This window comes from Achromobacter sp. 18P8.1.1, from assembly GCF_057799415.1.
On the sequence record NZ_JBYOKH010000031.1, the window covers coordinates 15,567 to 32,128 of the forward strand.

At 66.8% G+C, this 16,562-nt stretch carries 11 protein-coding genes; 4 read left to right on the plus strand and 7 right to left on the minus strand.

Translation table 11 applies throughout. The annotated features are described in order from the left end of the window. Positions 1 to 506: 506 nt before the first annotated feature. Positions 507 to 4,451: an ATP-dependent RNA helicase HrpA gene (gene hrpA / locus AC27VE_RS19400; RefSeq protein WP_488704725.1), complete on the minus strand. Its 3,945-nt coding sequence runs from the start codon at positions 4,449 to 4,451 to the stop codon at positions 507 to 509. A 217-nt stretch (positions 4,452 to 4,668) separates the two neighbouring features. Here hrpA and argA point away from each other — a divergent pair, with 217 nt between their 5' ends. The 3 genes from argA (at position 4,669) to AC27VE_RS19415 (ending at position 8,513) form a co-directional block, all read left to right on the plus strand. Then, entirely contained in the window at positions 4,669 to 6,027 is a 1,359-nt protein-coding gene (argA, locus tag AC27VE_RS19405) for an amino-acid N-acetyltransferase (protein ID WP_006224886.1), read from the plus strand. 102 nt (positions 6,028 to 6,129) lie between these two features. After that, positions 6,130 to 6,402 (plus strand): oxidative damage protection protein, encoded by a 273-nt coding sequence (locus AC27VE_RS19410; RefSeq protein ID WP_006218476.1) that lies wholly within the window; start codon positions 6,130 to 6,132, stop codon positions 6,400 to 6,402. A 158-nt stretch (positions 6,403 to 6,560) separates the two neighbouring features. After that, positions 6,561 to 8,513: a phosphocholine-specific phospholipase C gene (locus tag AC27VE_RS19415; protein ID WP_488704726.1), complete on the plus strand. Its 1,953-nt coding sequence runs from the start codon at positions 6,561 to 6,563 to the stop codon at positions 8,511 to 8,513. A 92-nt stretch (positions 8,514 to 8,605) separates the two neighbouring features. Here AC27VE_RS19415 and phoU read toward each other — a convergent pair whose 3' ends face one another. The 5 genes from phoU to AC27VE_RS19440 all read right to left on the minus strand — a co-directional run bounded on the left by phoU (position 8,606) and on the right by AC27VE_RS19440 (position 15,019). Continuing rightward, positions 8,606 to 9,343, minus strand: coding sequence for a phosphate signaling complex protein PhoU (phoU, locus tag AC27VE_RS19420; RefSeq protein ID WP_315140566.1), 738 nt, complete (start codon positions 9,341 to 9,343; stop codon positions 8,606 to 8,608). Between the two features lie 176 nt (positions 9,344 to 9,519). Further along, positions 9,520 to 10,200 (minus strand): ribose-5-phosphate isomerase RpiA, encoded by a 681-nt coding sequence (rpiA, locus tag AC27VE_RS19425; protein WP_088590657.1) that lies wholly within the window; start codon positions 10,198 to 10,200, stop codon positions 9,520 to 9,522. Positions 10,201 to 10,240: 40 nt separating this feature from the next. Continuing rightward, positions 10,241 to 11,902 carry an isovaleryl-CoA dehydrogenase gene (locus AC27VE_RS19430; RefSeq protein WP_488704727.1) on the minus strand — a complete coding sequence of 554 codons (1,662 nt, stop codon included), beginning with the start codon at positions 11,900 to 11,902 and terminating at the stop codon, positions 10,241 to 10,243. A 21-nt stretch (positions 11,903 to 11,923) separates the two neighbouring features. Continuing rightward, on the minus strand, positions 11,924 to 13,453 hold the full coding sequence (locus tag AC27VE_RS19435; protein ID WP_427957018.1) for an amidase: 1,530 nt from the start codon (positions 13,451 to 13,453) through the stop codon (positions 11,924 to 11,926). Between the two features lie 129 nt (positions 13,454 to 13,582). Further along, complete coding sequence (locus tag AC27VE_RS19440; protein ID WP_488704728.1) at positions 13,583 to 15,019, minus strand: DNA recombination protein RmuC; 1,437 nt, start codon at positions 15,017 to 15,019, stop codon at positions 13,583 to 13,585. 106 nt (positions 15,020 to 15,125) lie between these two features. Between AC27VE_RS19440 and AC27VE_RS19445 the strand changes: the two genes are divergently transcribed. Beyond that, positions 15,126 to 15,827: a PhoP regulatory network YrbL family protein gene (locus AC27VE_RS19445; protein ID WP_488704729.1), complete on the plus strand. Its 702-nt coding sequence runs from the start codon at positions 15,126 to 15,128 to the stop codon at positions 15,825 to 15,827. On the opposite strand, the gene AC27VE_RS19450 is transcribed toward AC27VE_RS19445, so the two are convergent. Continuing rightward, on the minus strand, positions 15,824 to 16,561 hold the full coding sequence (locus tag AC27VE_RS19450) for a DNA-3-methyladenine glycosylase (RefSeq protein WP_488704730.1): 738 nt from the start codon (positions 16,559 to 16,561) through the stop codon (positions 15,824 to 15,826). The genes AC27VE_RS19445 and AC27VE_RS19450 overlap by 4 nt on opposite strands. Position 16,562: the final 1 nt, after the last annotated feature.

The window sequence follows — 16,562 nt, forward strand, 5'->3', positions numbered from 1 at the left end:
CCCGGCCGGCCGCGCGGGCGGCCTTTGGGGGCTTACGCGGTGTCTTGCGTCGGGGGGTGGATCGATGGGTTGCGCGCGGTGGGCAAGGCCAGTTCTTCTGCCCGAATTGCCGCGCTTCACCCATCCTACGATTGACGATATCGAAGGATCTGCCAGAGAAACGACAGGGCCCACAGAACCTGAAGACGCGTATGCCGATTGCGGCCGCCCGCGCGGCCGCAATCGGCGGGCACCGTAAGACTCGTCAAGGATCCTGGACCTGGTGGCGCACCAAGCCAAGACGGCGGCAGGTGGTCGGCGGGGCGGCCTGACTGCGCGCAACCTTGATGCGCCCGAGGGAATCTGAAGGAGTCGCCAAAGGCGAGGACGAAGATGACGACGGGAGAGTCCGGAGCGAAGGCTCCGGACCGCAATCGTGGGCGCGCGCAGTCAGGCCGCCCCGCCGACCAGCGGCCTACGAAGCACAACGCATGGACCACGAAGCAAGAAGAGCCGACGCTTCGCGATCACCGCTTCAAAGACTCCCAACTCTTCATCAATCGCTTGACCGACACCGGCATCGGCGTCCGAAGTTCCTGCGCAAATAACGCCACCCGCAGTTCCTCCAGCAACCACCGGAACTCGTCCAGCCGCGGATCCGGCGCGCCTTTCAACGCCGCCCTCGCCCGCTGATACTGCGTCACCAGCGGCGCCATTTCCGTGAGCAGTTTTGCGTCGCGTCCCGGATCCGCCCGCAACTTGTCGATGCGGGCCACTGCTGCCTTCAGGTAGCGTGGATAGTGTGAAAGTTGCGAATAAGGCGTATCGCGGATGAACATCTTCGGCATCAGCGCGCCGATCTGCTGCTGCAGGTCCGCGTAGGCGGCCGCATGCGGCTTGGCCTGCGGCAGCTTGCGTTGCAGCGCCGCGTATTCCGTCAGCACCGCGCCGGCCAGCCTGGCCACTTCCTGCGCCAGCAGGCCCAGACGGCCCTTGCCTTCCGTGCGGCGCGCGTCGAATTGCTGCTCGTTCACCGGCCACGGCTCGGCCAGGCACGCCTGCCCCAGCGCGCAATCGATGATCTGGTCGCGCAGTTCTTCCTGCGTGCCCAGCGTCATGTACAGCATGCTGATCTTGGTCAGGTCCGCCAGGTTCTTTTCCAGGAACTTGACCTGCTCGCGCAGCCCCAGCCGGAAGAGCTTCAACAGGCCCGCGCGGTGGTGCTTGCGCGCCTCGTCCGGATCGTCGAACACGTCCAGGTCGCAATGCGTGCCCCGGTCCACCAGGGCCGGATAGCCGATGACGGACTGGCCGCGCCGCTTGATCTCCATGATCTCCGGCAAGGGGCCGAACGACCACGTCGTCAGGTTCTCGTGCGCCAGTGCCTGAGCGACTTGCGTATCGCTGGCCGCCAGTTGCTGGAAGGTGGCCTGCGCCTGCTTGCCGAATTCCGCCCGCAACTGCGCCAGGTTGCGCCCGGCGGCCAGCATGCGGCCATGTTCGTCGACCACGCGGAAATTCATGAACAGGTGGGCGGGCAAGGTTTCAAGCTTGAAATCGCCCACGGCCGGACGCACCTGCACCTGGTCCCACATGTCGGCGATGATGGCATCCACCAGGCCTTGCTGCGGATCGGCCTGCCGTTCGAACCAGCGCTCGTAGAAGCCGGCGGCATAGTCGGGCAGCGGCACGCAATGGCGGCGCAGCTTTTGCGGCAGCGATTTCAGCAGCAGATGGACCTTTTCCTTCAGCATGCCGGGCACCAGCCACTCGCAGCGGTCAGGGTCGATCTGGTTCAGCGCGAACAACGGCACCGACAGCGTCACGCCGTCACGCGGCGAACCGGGTTCGAAGTGGTAGTCCAGCGCCATCGACACGCCTTGCCATTCCACCTTCTTGGGGAAGACATCGGTCGTGACGCCGGCGGCTTCGTGCCGCATCAGCTCGTCGCGGGTCAGCATCAGCTTGGCGGCGGCCGCCTTGTCCAGGCTGGACACCCACTTTTCCAGTGACGCCGTCTGGGAAATGTCTGCGGGCAACTGGCGGTCGTAGAAGGCGAAGATCAGTTCGTCGTCCACCAGGATGTCCGGGCGGCGCGTCTGATGCTCCAGCTTTTCGATGCCGGCAATCAGCTTGCGGTTGTGCGCCACGAAGGGCAGTCGCGTGTCGATCTCGCCGGGCACCAGCGCCTGGCGGATGAACAGTTCGCGCGCATGGGTCGGGTTCACGCGGCCGTAGTGGATGCGGCGGCCCGTGTAGATGGTCAGCCCGTACAGCGTGGCGCGCTCATTGGCCACGACCTGCCCGGCCTTCTTTTCCCAGCGCGGGTCCGACCAGTTCTTGCGGATCAGGTGGGCGCCCACTTTTTCCAGCCACACCGGATCGATCCGGGCGACGCAGCGCGCGTACAGCCGTGTGGTTTCGACCAGTTCGGCCGCCATGATCCAGCGTCCCGCCTTCTTCACCAGGCGCGAACCCGGGTGGATATGGAAGCGGATTTCGCGGGCGCCCTGGTAATGGCCGCCCTCGTCGCTCTTGAAGCCGATATTGCCCAACAGGCCGGACAACAGCGCCAGATGCAGCTGTTCGTAGGTGGCTTCCGCCTGATTGACGCGCCAGCCCTGCTCGCCCACCAGCGCAGACAACTGGGTGTGCACGTCGTGCCATTCGCGCAGCCGGATCGGCGACAGGAAGTTCTGCCGCAACAGGTTCACCAGCTTGCGCTGGGACGCCTTGTGCTGCACCTGTTCGCCATACCATCGCCACAGTTTCAGGAAGGAAATGAATTCCGACTTGTCGTCGGCGAACTTGGCGTGTGCCGCTTCCGCGGCCTCGCGTTCCTGCATGGGGCGATCGCGCGCGTCCTGCACCGACAGGGCCGATGCGATGATCAGCATTTCGGACAGGCATTGGTGTTCGCGCGCGGCCAGGATCATGCGGCCGATACGCGGATCCACCGGCAGCTTGGCCAGTTCGTGCCCCGTCTCGGTCAGCACGAACGACGCGCCGGTCCGCGAAGCCTCGCCCTCATCGTCCGACGCGGACGCCAGTTCGATCGCGCCCAGCTCCTGCAGCAGGTGGTAGCCGTCGGCCACCGCGCGCCCGGGCGGCGCCTCGACGAAGGGGAACTGCTCAATATCGTCCAGCTTCAGCGACTTCATCCGCAGGATGACGGACGCCAGCGACGAGCGCAGCACTTCCGGATCGGTGAACGCGGCGCGGTTGTTGAAGTCCAGCTCGTCGTACAAGCGGATGCACAGGCCCGGCCCCACCCGGCCGCAACGGCCGGCGCGCTGGTTGGCCGAGGCGCGGCTGATCGGTTCGATCCGCAGCTGCTCGACCTTGTTGCGCCAGGAATAGCGCTTGATGCGCGCCAGCCCGCTATCGACCACGAAGCGGATGCCCGGCACCGTCAGCGACGTTTCGGCCACGTTGGTGGCCAGCACGATGCGCCGCGCGTTGGTGCGCGGATGGAAGATCTGTTCCTGCTCGGCCTGCGACAGGCGTGCGTACAGCGGCAGCACCTCGGTGCCGGCGGGGTGGCGCTTGCGCAGGGCTTCGGCGGATTCGCGGATTTCGCGTTCGCCGGGCAGGAACACCAGCACGTCGCCCGGGCCGTGCCGGGCGCATTCGTCCACGGCGTCCACGATGGCGTCGATCAGGTCGCGTTCTTCGTCGCCCGACATGCGCTCGCGGTCGCGGCCCGGCTTGGCGGCGGGTGCCGCCTCGTCCTCGGCCAGTTCCTCGCGCACGGGGCGGTAGCGGACTTCGACCGGGTACAGGCGGCCCGATACCTCGATCACCGGCGCGGGCTTGTCCTCGGATGCGGCGAAATGGCGGGCAAAGCGCTCGGCGTCGATGGTGGCCGACGTGATGATCAGCTTCAGGTCCGGGCGCCGCGGCAGCAGCTGCTTCAGGTAGCCCAGCAGGAAATCGATGTTCAGGCTGCGTTCATGCGCCTCGTCGATGATGATCGTGTCGTAGCGGCGCAAAAGCGGATCGCGCTGCGACTCGGCCAGCAGGATGCCGTCGGTCATCAGCTTGATGGACGCGTTGGGGCCGGTGCGGTCGTTGAACCGCACCTGGTAGCCCACCACTTCGCCCATCGGCGTATTGAGTTCTTCGGCGATGCGCTTGGCCACCGAGGTCGCGGCCAGGCGGCGCGGCTGGGTATGGCCAATCATCTTCTGGCGACCGCGGCCCAGTTCCAGGCAGATCTTGGGCAACTGGGTGGTCTTGCCCGAGCCGGTTTCCCCGCTGACGATCACGACCTGGTGGCCGGCGATCGCACGTGCGATCTCCTGCCGCCGCGCGCTGACGGGCAGGTCTTCGGGGTAGGTCACGGCAGGGATGGGGCGCTCGGGACGCTCGGGGCGCGGCGCCCGTTTGGCCGCACGGGCGGCGTCGGCCGCGGCGGCCGGAGCCCCCGGGGAAGCCGTCTTGGGCGCCCGCGGGCGGGAGGATTCAGGCATGTACGATAGTCCGGTTAGCCGGGCATTATAAATTTCTATGGCTTCCCTGCCCGCCGGCCAGCCCGACGCGGTAGAAATCGGGTACGAAATAAGCGCTGATTTTCCGCCTGCACCCGCCCCCGACGGCCATATAATTTCGCCACGCCGTCACCGGACGGCGCTATGGCGCGGCAAAGCGCCGCGTTTTTACCGACTCTCAGGAATCCCTCCGCCCATCATGCCCGACCTGGAACCAGACACCGTCTCCGCCCTCGAAGCCCCAGAATTCGCACCCGCCCAGTTCGTCCGATGGTTTCGAGACGTGGCGCCCTATGTGCATGCATTCCGAGGCAAGACATTCGTGGTGGCGTTCGGTGGCGAACTGGTGCAGGCCGGCGCGCTGAATACGCTGGTGCAGGACCTGTCCTTGCTGTCGTCGCTCGGGATCCGGCTGGTGCTGGTGCATGGCTCGCGCCCGCAGGTCAATGAACAGCTGCGCCTGAAGGGTTTCACGCAGCAGTTCGACCGCGGCCTGTCCCCCACCGACGCCGCCGCGCTGGAATGCGCCAAGGAAGCCGCGGGCGAGATCCGCCTGGACATCGAAGCCGCCTTCAGCCAGGGGCTGCCCAACACGCCGATGTCGCACGCGCACATCCGCGTCATTTCGGGCAATTTCGTGACGGCGCGTCCCACCGGCGTGCTGGACGGGGTGGACTACAAGCACACCGGCCAGGTGCGCAAGATCGACACCGAGGCATTGAAGTTCGCCATTGAGAAAGGCTCGTCGGTGGTGCTGCTGTCGCCGCTGGGCTTCTCGCCCACGGGCGACGCGTTCAACCTGGCCATGGAAGACCTGGCCACCAGCGTCGCCGTGGCGCTGCGCGCCGAAAAGCTGATCTTCCTGTCCACCTCGCAAGGCGTGCTGAACGACGACGGTACGCTGGACACCGAACTGGCCCGTGTGGACGCCGACGCGCTGCTGGCCGGCGGCGAACTGGACGAAGAAACCCACGCCTTCCTGCAATACGCGTCGCTGGCGGTCAAACGCGGCGTAGCCCGCGCCCACCTGCTGCCGTTCGCGCTGGACGGCAGCGTGCTGCTCGAGATCTTCACCCACGACGGCGTGGGCACCATGGTGGTGGAAGACACGCTGGACGATCTGCGCGCCGCCACGATCGACGACGTGGGCGCCATCCTGAGCCTGATCGAACCGCTGGAAGCCGACGGCACGCTGGTGCCGCGCCCGCGCAGCGTGATCGAACGCGACGTGGAGAATTTCACGGTGCTGGAGCACGACGGCGTGATCTACGGCTGCGCCGCCCTGCATACCTTCGCCGACGAGCATATGGCCGAAATGGCCTGCCTGATCGTGCACCCCGAATGGCAGGGCTCCGGCGAAGGCGAAATCCTGCTGCGCCATATGGAGTCCCGCGCCCGGGCCACCGGCGCCAAGCGCTTGTTCGTGCTGACCACCCGGACGTCGCACTGGTTCATCAAGCGCGGATTCGTGCAGGGCGGCGTCACGGACCTGCCCCGCGAAAAGCAGAACAACTACAACCGTTCGCGCAACAGCATGGTCTTCATCAAGAAGCTGTAACCGCCGGCACGGGCCCTGACCGCAGGGCTCGAAGGGGCTTGGCGCCCTCCGGACGCCAAGCCCGCTAAAATACGCCGTTATCCATCTTTTCGGCAGCGAACCATGTCCCGTATCGTCAACTGTGTGAAATTGAAGCGTGAAGCCGAGGGGCTGGACTTTCCTCCCTACCCCGGCGAGCTCGGCACGAAGATCTGGCAGAGCATTTCCAAGGAAGCTTGGGAAGAATGGAAAGCTATCCAGACCCGCCTGGTCAACGAAAACCGCCTGAACCTGGCCGACGCCCGCGCGCGCAAGTACCTGAAAGAACAGATGGAACGCTTCCTGTTCGAAGACGGTACGGTAGAAGCCCACGGCTACGTCCCGCCCTCGGCCTGATCCGCTTCGCCGACCATGCCAGACGGCATCCGGCGCGCCCCTCCGAAGCCCCTCGCCAGCGAGGGGCTTCGCGTTTTCAGGGACTGCCCGCACATCATCAAGACGGCAGTGCCTGCTGCGCTTAAGATTCGAACATTGTTGGCCGTATTAATGCTGTCATGAGAGAAGAATCGCGCTTGCCCCATCCCGCGGATCCACCGCCGTCCATCGCGCGCGCGCTGGCAATTGCCCCAGACCGCAAGACCGGTACGCTTCACGACGTGCAGCACGTCGTCGTCCTGATGCAGGAGAACCGGTCGTTCGACCACTATTTCGGCACGCTGCCTGGTGTGCGCGGTTTCGCGGACCCGCACCCGGCGCCCACGGCGGCCGGCAACGTGCTGACGCAGTCGGATGGCGAGGCAAGCTGCCGCCCCTATGCGTTGCGCACGCAATATGCCAGCCACACGCCGGTGGGCTACATCACGCCGCACACCTGGGACGATGCGCAGCGCGCATGGAATGACGGCCGCATGGACCAATGGCTGTCCGCCAAGAGCCGCCTGGGACTGGGCGCCTACACCGGCGACGACGTCCCCTTCCAGACGGCGCTGGCCAACGCCTTCACCGTGTGCGACGCCTACCATTGCTCATTGCACGCCGGCACCAATCCCAACCGACTGTTCCTGTGGACGGGCACCAACGATCCGCAGGGCCAGGCCGGCGGCCCCGCGCTGGTCAACACTTTCGACCGCCTGGGCCCGCCCGATGAAGGCTACGCCTGGACCACGTACCCTGAACGCCTGCAAGCCGCCGGCGTGGACTGGCGCGTCTACCAGGACATGGCGGACAACTTCCACGACAACCCGCTGGCCGGCTTCAGGCAGTACCGCCGCCAGCACGCCAGCGGCGCAGCCGATGCCCCCTTGCGCGACCGCGGCCTGTCCACCTATACGCTGGACGACCTGGCCCGCGACGTCGACGCGGGCACGCTGCCCCAGGTGTCCTGGATCATCGCGCCCACTGCCGACTCCGAACATCCGGAAGTGTCGTCGCCTCGCCAAGGCGGCGCATACACCGAGCGCGTGCTGGACATCCTGACCCGCAACCCGGAGACCTGGAGCCGCTGCGTGTTCCTCGTCACCTACGACGAGAACGACTGCTTCTTCGATCACATGCCGCCGCCCGCGCCGCCCGCCCGCCATGCCGACGGCCGCTCGGGCGGACTTTCCACGGTGGAGCTGGATGGCGAATACCACGACACTCGCCACGGCCCCAGCGCCGCGTCCAACGATGATCCCGCCAACCTGCACGGCCGCGGCTTCGGCCTGGGCCCGCGGGTGCCGATGCTGGTGGTGTCACCCTGGAGCCGCGGCGGCTGGGTCAACTCGCAGGTGTTCGACCACACTTCGGTGATCCGCTTCCTGGAGGCCCGCTTCGGCGTGGCCGAACCCAATATCAGCCCGTGGCGCCGCGCCGTCGCTGGCGACCTGACCTCCGCGTTCGACTTTGCCGGCGACCGGGGTTCGCTTCATCCCGACAGCAACCGCCACGCCTGCCCGCTGCCATACGCGCTGGAAGCCGTGGGCCGCATGACGGCCGACGGCGAGCACTACCGCCTGACCTTGCGCAATTCCGGCAGCGCGGGCGCCGTGCTCCATGTGTACAACCGCCTGGACCTGGCGCATGCGCCCCGTCGCTACACCATAGGCCACGGCGCGCGGCTGGATGACGGCTGGCGCCTGGGCGAGCATGGCGCTTATGACCTGTGGCTCTTGGGGCCGGACGGCTTTCATCGGGAATTCCGCGGCGATGCGCGGGATGCCGGCATGCTGGAGGCGCAGTTCGTCCCCGTGACTTCGGGCTTGCGCCTGCGCCTGATCAATCACAGCGACACGCCGCAACCCGTGAAGGTGGAATCGCACATGGGCGACGGCTGGCGCGCCATGACGCACGTGCAGGCAGGCGGGGCGCTGGAACTTAAATACGCCGGCTGTGAAGGCTGGTACGACCTGGAAATCAGCGCCCCCGCGCTGCCGGCGTTCGGGCGTCGCCTGGCCGGCCGTGTCGACGCCGGCAAGCCCGGCGTGCCGGACCCGCGCCTGTGCCAGGGCGCCGTGCTGCCGCTGTAGTCCGCGCAGGCGGCGGCCCGATCAGGCAAGAAAAAACCCCAGGGCATGCTGCACTGGGGTTTTTTACGCGGTCGCTGATGGCGGCCTGGGGCTTACTGACCCGGCTGCTGCTCGTCGTCTTCGGAACCGTCTTCACCGCGCGCCAGGCGCTCGGTGTTCTTCACGCCGGTGTGACGCACGTCGGCGCCCTTGACCATGTAGATCACGCGTTCGGACATGTTCTTGGCGTGGTCGCCGATGCGTTCCAGCGCGCGCGCAATGAAGATCATGTCGATGGCGCGCGAGATGGTGCGCGGGTCTTCGATCATGTAGGTGATCAGGTGGCGCAAGGCCCCCTTCCATTCCTTGTCCACTTCCTTGTCGCTGCGCACGACGGCGGCGGCCTGGATCGGGTCAAGGCGGGCGAACGCGTCCAGCGCCTGGTGCAGCATGGTGCGCACATTGGCAGCCATGTGGCGCAGTTCGATCACCGGGATGTGGCGCAATTCGGCTTCGTGGATGCGGCGGGCAACAGTCGCGACCTTTTCGGCCTCGTCGCCGGAACGCTCCATGTCGGTCAGCATCTTGGACACGGCCATCAGCATGCGCAGGTCGATGGCGGTAGGCTGATGCCGGGCCAGGATGCGGCTGATGCTTTCGTCGATTTCGACTTCGTGGCGGTTGACTTCCTTTTCCCGCTCACGGACCTTCTCCACCAGCGACAGGTCGCCGGTGGCCAGCGCGTCGATCGCTTCCTGGATCATGGCTTCCACCAAGCCGCCCATTTGCAAGAACTGCGAACGGACGCTTTCCAGATCGGCGTCGAACTGCTTGTTTGTATGCTCCGTCATCCGGGCTCCCTGCGTGGTTGATCTCATTGCATTGCCCCGAAATAAGAGAATTACGAGATGGGCCTGCACAACCGGCAAGGTTATGACCCAAGTGTGACAAGATTATGAATCGAGCCCCCGCCGCCCGCAAGGCGGGCAAACGGGGCAACACGCAGACCGCGCGGGGACAGGGACGCTTACGCGGCGCGGTCCAGGCGACGGATGCCGTTCTGGGTAGCCAACAGCGCCACGTCGGCGCCGGCCAGCGCAAACAGGCCGCAGGTGACAACGCCCGGCAGATTGTTCACACGGGCTTCGAAATCGCGGGCGTCGGTGATGGCCAGGCCCGCCACGTCCAGGATGATATTGCCATTATCGGTGACGAAGCCTTCGCGCAAGCGCGGCTGGCCGCCCAGGGCCGCCAGCGCGCGGGCCACCGACTCGCGCGCCATTGGAATGACTTCCAGCGGCAACGGGAACTTGCCCAGGGTCTGGACCAGCTTGGATTCGTCGACGATGCAGATGAAGCGCTCGGCGACCGAAGCCACGATCTTTTCGCGCGTCTGCGCACCGCCCCCGCCCTTGATCATGTGCAGATTGGCATCGATTTCATCGGCGCCGTCCACGTAGATCGGCATGGTCTTCACGTCGTTCAGGTCCAGCACCTTCAGGCCGTGGCCGGCCAGGCGGGCCGCGCTGCGCTCCGAGCTGGCGACCGTGCCGGCGATGCGACCCTTGAAACGCGCCAGGCCATCGATGAACAGATCGGCCGTGGAGCCGGTGCCCACGCCGATGATGGCGTCCGGGCCGGCGACCTGTTCAACGAATTCCAGGGCGGCATCGGCGGCTTGTTGCTTGAGTTCTTGTTGGGAGAGCATGGCGGAGAAGACTACGGGAAGGTTGGTCAAGCCAGGAAATTTAGCATGCGACCGCAGGCCAGGCCCGCGAGAGGATCGCTTGAGTGTCGGCGCCGGCCGCCAGTTCCCCGAAAATACCGCCGTCCGCGTGCAGGCGGCTGGCAACAAACGCCTGCGCGACAGGTTCGGGCGCATGCTGGATCAGCAAGGCGGCCTGCCACAGCCGCGCCAGCCCGCCCGCGACACGGCGTGCCTGGAATTCCGCTTGCGCCTGATCGGCCAGCAAGGCTCGCCAGCGCGCCACGGCCTCGTCGAAGGCGCGATGCCGCCCGGCTGCCAGCGCGAATTCCTGCTCCAGCGCGGGCAGGGCCTCGGGTTCGCGCTGCAAGGCGCGCAGCACGTCCAGCGCCATGACGTTGCCTGACCCTTCCCAGATGGAATTGACCGGCGTTTCCCGATAGATCCGGGGCATCGGCCCCTCTTCTACGTAGCCGTTGCCACCCCAGGTCTCCATGCATTCCGCCACTGCATGGATGGCGCGCTTGCAGATCCACAATTTGGCCGCGGGCGTGCCCACGCGCACGAGGGCACGCGCCGGGGCATCGGCGCGCGCGTCTACTGCCCGCGCCAGCCGCAGCGCCAGCACCATGGCCGCTTCGCTTTCCAGCGCCAGATCGGCCAGCACGTTGCGCATCAACGGCTGCTCGATCAACGGTTTGCCGAAGACCTGGCGATGCTGCGCGTGATGCAGGGACTGCACCAGCGCCTGCCTGAGCAGCGCGGCGCTGCCCAGCACGCAGTCCAGCCGGGTCGTCGCGGCCATTTCCAGCAGCACGGCCAAGCCCCGCCCGGGTTCGCCCACCATGACGCCCCATGCGCCTTCGAATTCCACTTCCCCGCTGGCGTTGCTGCGGTTGCCCAACTTGTCTTTCAGACGGCGCACGCGGATGGCGTTGCGCGGACCATCCGGAATCCAGCGCGGCACGAAGAAGCAGCTCAGTCCTTCGTCGGTTTGCGCCAGCACCAGGTGCGCGTCCGCCTGCGGCACCGAGAAAAACCATTTGTGGCCCACCAGTTCGTAGGCGTTGCCGCGGCCCGGCGCGCCCAGGGGCACGGCGCGGGTGCTGACCGCGCGCAAATCCGAACCGCCCTGCTTTTCGGTCAGCCCCATCCCGATCAATGCGCTGCGCTTGGCGGACAGCGGCGCGTCGGCCGCGTCGAACTCACGCGAATACAGCGCGGGCAGCCATTGGCCGGCAAAGTCGATGGCGCCCGCCGGCTCGCGCTGCAGTAGCGGTACGGCGGCAAACGTCATGGTGGTGGGGCACAGCGTGCCGGCCTCCACCTGGCCCTGCATCAGGTAGGCCGCGGCCCGCGCCACCTGCGCGCCCGGCACTGGCTGGGCCCAGGCGCGGCTGTGCAGGCCGCGGGCCAGGATGCCGCTCACCAGCAGGTTCCAGGCGGGATGGAATTCCACGTGATCGATCCGGTGGCCGCCGCGGTCGTAACCCACCAACCGGGGAGGACAGCGGTTGGCCTCGGCGCCGGCGGCCAGCGTCTGCGCGCGCCCCAGCCAGGCGCCATGCGCGGCCAGGTCGCCCGCCCAGTTGTCAGCCCCCTCGCGCCGCACCGCCTCGCGCAAAGCAGGGTCGGTGTCGTACAGGGAATAGTCTTCCAGGGGCGGAACCTGGTTCTGTACGGTATGCGTCGCGAACGATGACATGGCTGCTCCGTGGAAACTCCGCTATCTGGCCATGGGTGCCACCAGCGCCCAGGGCCGCAAGGCTTCGACCTGCGCCGCCAGCTCCAGCAGCAGGGCTTCGCTGCCCAGCGGGCCCATGACCTGAATGCCGATCGGCAATCCGTCGGACGACACGGCAAATGGAATGGAGATCGCGGGCATGCCGGTCAGGTTGGCAAGAGGCGCGAACGGCGAATAGCCGATCACGCCCTTCTTGCCCAGACGGTAGGCCAGGTAGTCGGCGTTGTCCATGGCATACCGGCCAATGGGCGCCGGCGGTTGCGCCAGCACGGGGCTGAGGAACAGGTCGTAGCCCTGCGTGCCATCCCGATGCAGGAAGCGTCCGATACGGCGCGTGATTTCGTGGCAGGTATCCACGCAGGCCACGTATTGCGCGCCGGAGATGGCGCGGGCGTACTCGCGCGCGCCCAGGGTGGTGGGCTGCAATTCGTCGGCCGCCAGCCGGCGCCCGCGCGCCGCCACAAACGTGTCGATGGCGTTGGCCGCAGCGCTGGCGATCAGCGGCAGCATCGGTGACAGCACTTCTTCGGATCCCACCGGCGGCGCTGCCGGCACCAATTCATGGCCCAGCCCGGCAAAGAGCCGCGCGGCCTCGTCCACGGCGGCGGCCACTTCGGGATGGATCGCGGCGCCTTCGTACGTGGTGTTGATGAATGCGATGCGGCGGCGCGTGGCCGCGTGCGGATCGGCCGAGACCCGCGCCACCACGGCGCGATAGGACTCTGCCGGTATCGCCGGCGCCGCATAAGGCGCGCCGACGTCGGCCCCCGCGCTGATGTCCAGCGACGCGGCGCAATCGCGCACCGACAGGGTCATCATGTGTTCGGTCGCCAGGCCGCCCCAGCCTTCGCCCTTGAGCGGCCCCAACGGCATCATCCCTCGGGACGGTTTCAGGCCCAGCACGCCGCAGCACGAAGCCGGGATGCGGATGGAGCCGCCGCCATCGCTGCCGTGCGCGATCCGCACCATGCCGCTGGCCAGCGCCGCGCCCGCGCCGCCGCTGGATCCTCCAGCGCTGTGGCCGGCCTTCCAGGGGTTCTGCGTGGGGCGGCCGTAGGCTGGCGATTCGGTAGTGGGGCTTAAGCCCAGTTCAGCGCTGGTGGTGCGGCCGAACGGGATCAACCCTGCGCGGCGGTAGCGTTTGACGATTTCGGCGTCGACATTCCAGTCGACATGGCCGTACAGCACCGAGCCCATCGCGCTGGGCAAGCCCAACGCCGCCGTGCCCAGGTCCTTCAGCAAGGTGGGCACGCCCAAAAAGGGCCGGCTTTGCAATTGCGCCACGCGCTGTTCGGGCGTCAGCGCCGCCAGTTCGTCGTCCAGCGCCTGGGCCAGGCGCAGCCCGGTTTCGGGCTGCATGCCGCAGGCCGCGTTGATCGAGGGATTGCGCGCCGCCACCCGGTCCACTGCCTGCTGCATCGCAGCAAGCGCGGTCGTAACCCCTTGGGCGATATCGGCGCCCAGCGCCGTCGCGTCGAGGGAAGAGGAATCATGGCGTTCAGCGGTGCTCATGCTTGCGATGCTCCAGGGTTCGACGGCAGGATGCCGCACATGTCAGGATATCGACAGTCCGCGCAGGCAACAAGCTCGCAGGGCGACCTTCCCCGCTTCAACCACAACTGCCCTGGCCGGGCAGACGGATCAGATTGCGCCGCTGGCGGGCGTGCGCGGGGCGTCCGCGTCTTCGTTCACGTCGTTATCGGCATCCCCTTCCGCTTCGGCATCCGTCCCTGCCCCCAATAACCGGATGGATTCCGCCTCGGGCAGGGCTTCGACGCTTTTCAGGTTCCGAAGCATCGCGCGGGTGCGCACTTCGGTCTGGCCGATCTTGTTGCTGGCCGTGTCGAGCGTCTTCTTGACGCTGGCCAGCGCTTCGCCGAACTTGCCGAATTCGGTCTTGACCGCACGCAGCACCTGCCAGACTTCGGACGAGCGCTGCTCGATGGCCAACGTGCGAAAACCCATCTGCAAGCTGTTGAGCAAGGCGGCCAGGTTGCTGGGCCCGGCCACGTTGATGCGCAGGTCATGCAGCTTGTCCAGCAGGCCCGGCCGCCGCAGCACCTCGGCATACAGGCTTTCCGTCGGCAGGAACATGATGGCGAAGTCGGTCGTGTGGGGCGGCGCGACGTACTTGCTGGCGATCAGCCTTGCCTGCACTTCGACCGCCCGGCCCAGGGCGGCACCGGCCGCTTTCACGCCTTCGACGTCTGCGGCTTCTTGCGCATCCATCAGGCGCTCGTATTCTTCCTTGGGGAATTTCGCGTCGATCGGCAGCCAGACCGGCTCGCCGCCGTCGCCCCGGCCCGGCAGGCGGATTGCGAACTCGACGACGGCATCGCTGCCGGGCACCGGCTTGATATTGCTGGCGTACTGATCGGGCGTCATGTTGTCTTCGATCAGCCGGGCCAGTTGCACTTCGCCCCAGGTGCCGCGCGACTTCACGTTGGTCAGCACCCGCTTCAGGTCGCCCACGCCGGCCGCCAGGGCCTGCATCTCGCCCAGGCCTTTGTGCACGGCCTCCAGCCGGTCCGACACCAGTTTGAAGGACTCACCCAGGCGCTGCTCCAGCGTGGCATGGAGCTTTTCATCCACGGTGCGACGCATCTCATCCAGCTTCGCGCTGTTGTCCGTCTGCAACGATTGCAGGCGCTGGTCCACCGTGGCGCGCACCTCCATGAGGCGGCGTTCGTTGATCTGGATCAGCCCCTGCAGCTGCTCGCCGAATCCGGCGGCGAAACGTGCCAGGGACTCGGCGGATTCCGCGCGCGAGGCCTGGGCGTCACGCGACAATCCGGCGCGCAGGTCGCCATGCGATTGCGACAGCTCCAGCCGCAACGCGCGGGTGGATTCCGCGAATTCGCTGCGCAAGCCGCGCTGGCCTTCGGTGATGTCGGCGCGCAGCGCGCGCTCGGTGCGTTCCAGGCCTTCCAGCAGCGCGTCCAGCCGGGCGTCGCGGGCGGGAGGCCGCAGCCACGCCAGCACGGCGGCCAAGCAAGCCAATACCGCGCCACCGGCGGCAATCCAAAGCAGAATGTCGTTCAAAAGAGGGCTCTCCAAAGGCAGAATTGTAGGACGCATCAGCGTCGCGTTGTAACCAAACGACATTAGTTTGACGCCCGCTTGGGCACTGCCGGCGCGCAACGGGATTAAACTTCTCCCACTCTGAACCATCGCCTGATCTCATTTGAATCCCGCTGATCTTCCCTCCTGTCGACCCGCGGTGTCGTTCCAGTCGGTTTTCGGACCACTGGATCTGAACGCCGAGCGTCCGCTTGCGACGGGCGGCGACCGCCACATTTTCCAGCACCCCCACGCGCCGTCTTTGCTCGTCAAAGTGATGGACATGCGCGCCCGCGCCGTCTACCTCGAAGCCCGGCCATTCAAGCGCTGGTACAAGCAGTACCAGCGGGAAAGCGCCTACCGCGTCTATCTGAACGAGCTGTCGGAATACGTCACCACGACCACCCGCCCCTCCGGGGTGTGGCAGGTGCCCATGGCGCGCATCCTGGGCGTGGCGCAGACCACGCTGGGCCTGGGCCTGCTGGTCGAGAAGATCACCGACCCGGCGGGCAATATCGCCCCCACGGTGGCCGACCTGGCCCGGCAAGGCCTGGTCGACGACGTTTTTTTCGGACAGCTGGATGAATTCTTCGCGGATCTGGCTGACGCCCATGTCGTGCTGCATGACGTGTCGGCCAGCAATATCGCCTGTGGCCAGAACGCCGACGGCAAGCAGGGCCTGTACCTGATCGACGGATTCGGCGTGCTGCCGCTGATCCCGCTCTACGCGTGGAGCAAGTCGCTGAACCGCAAGCGCATCGCGCGAAAATACAAGGAAATGCGAGACGCCCTGCTTGAGCGCATCCAGGGCGCCGCCGACGCCTAGCGCGCGTTTGGCCGCGGGTCTTCGGGCAGCACGATGCCCTGGCGGTCCACCCATACGTAGTCGTGTCCGGCGCGTTGCCCCCGCCGCAACGGGTTGCGCGTGCAGACCGCGGCGTAGGCAGGATCCACATAGCGGTAATGCAGATGCTCGTCGCGCCCGGGCGGGATCCCCAGCCGCGTGGTGCAGATCAAGGCCTGGGGCGAAGCGCCCACGTCCTCGACATAGAGCGCATCCGGATCGAAACGGCGCGCATCCCACTCCGGCACTTTCAACCCCAGCGATCGGCACAGCAGCGTCTGCCCGGCGCACAGGCGCGACGGCGGGCGTGGCTGGCCTTGCGCGTCGGGATTGAGCTGCTGCATCCGCGCCAGGGCCTCGGGGCCGGAGCGCGCGTCCGTCCAGGGATGGCCCGATTTGATCAGCACGGCGTTGCCGGGGCCGGCGGCGCTGAAGTTCAGCGAATCGCCGCCGCGCGCGTAATACATGTAGATGACGCCGCCATCCATGAACAGGGCGCGGCGCTTGTGGGTGTAGCCCAGCGAGGCGTGGCTGCCCTTTTCTTCCAGGTAATAGGCTTCGGTCTCGATGATGCGCACCGCCAGCCACAAGCCGTCCACACGATGGCGGATGACCTTGCCCAGCAGATCGCGTGCGAGCTCGGACGCGTCGCGGTCAAAAAAGGCATCGGGCAACGCCGAAGCGGCGCTGCCCGATGCCTGGATGGGGGATGCCATC

Excerpts from the sequence above, each read along its gene's own strand:
- AC27VE_RS19430 (WP_488704727.1), bottom strand. The coding sequence starts at position 11,902 with ATGTCATCGTTCGCGACGCATACCGTACAGAACCAGGTTCCGCCCCTG.
- AC27VE_RS19440 (WP_488704728.1), bottom strand. The coding sequence starts at position 15,019 with ATGCGTCCTACAATTCTGCCTTTGGAGAGCCCTCTTTTGAACGACATT.
- AC27VE_RS19435 (WP_427957018.1), bottom strand. The coding sequence starts at position 13,453 with ATGAGCACCGCTGAACGCCATGATTCCTCTTCCCTCGACGCGACGGCG.
- AC27VE_RS19410 (WP_006218476.1), top strand. The coding sequence starts at position 6,130 with ATGTCCCGTATCGTCAACTGTGTGAAATTGAAGCGTGAAGCCGAGGGG.
- argA (WP_006224886.1), top strand. The coding sequence starts at position 4,669 with ATGCCCGACCTGGAACCAGACACCGTCTCCGCCCTCGAAGCCCCAGAA.
- AC27VE_RS19415 (WP_488704726.1), top strand. The coding sequence starts at position 6,561 with ATGAGAGAAGAATCGCGCTTGCCCCATCCCGCGGATCCACCGCCGTCC.
- phoU (WP_315140566.1), bottom strand. The coding sequence starts at position 9,343 with ATGACGGAGCATACAAACAAGCAGTTCGACGCCGATCTGGAAAGCGTC.
- AC27VE_RS19450 (WP_488704730.1), bottom strand. The coding sequence starts at position 16,561 with ATGGCATCCCCCATCCAGGCATCGGGCAGCGCCGCTTCGGCGTTGCCC.
- rpiA (WP_088590657.1), bottom strand. The coding sequence starts at position 10,200 with ATGCTCTCCCAACAAGAACTCAAGCAACAAGCCGCCGATGCCGCCCTG.
- hrpA (WP_488704725.1), bottom strand. The coding sequence starts at position 4,451 with ATGCCTGAATCCTCCCGCCCGCGGGCGCCCAAGACGGCTTCCCCGGGG.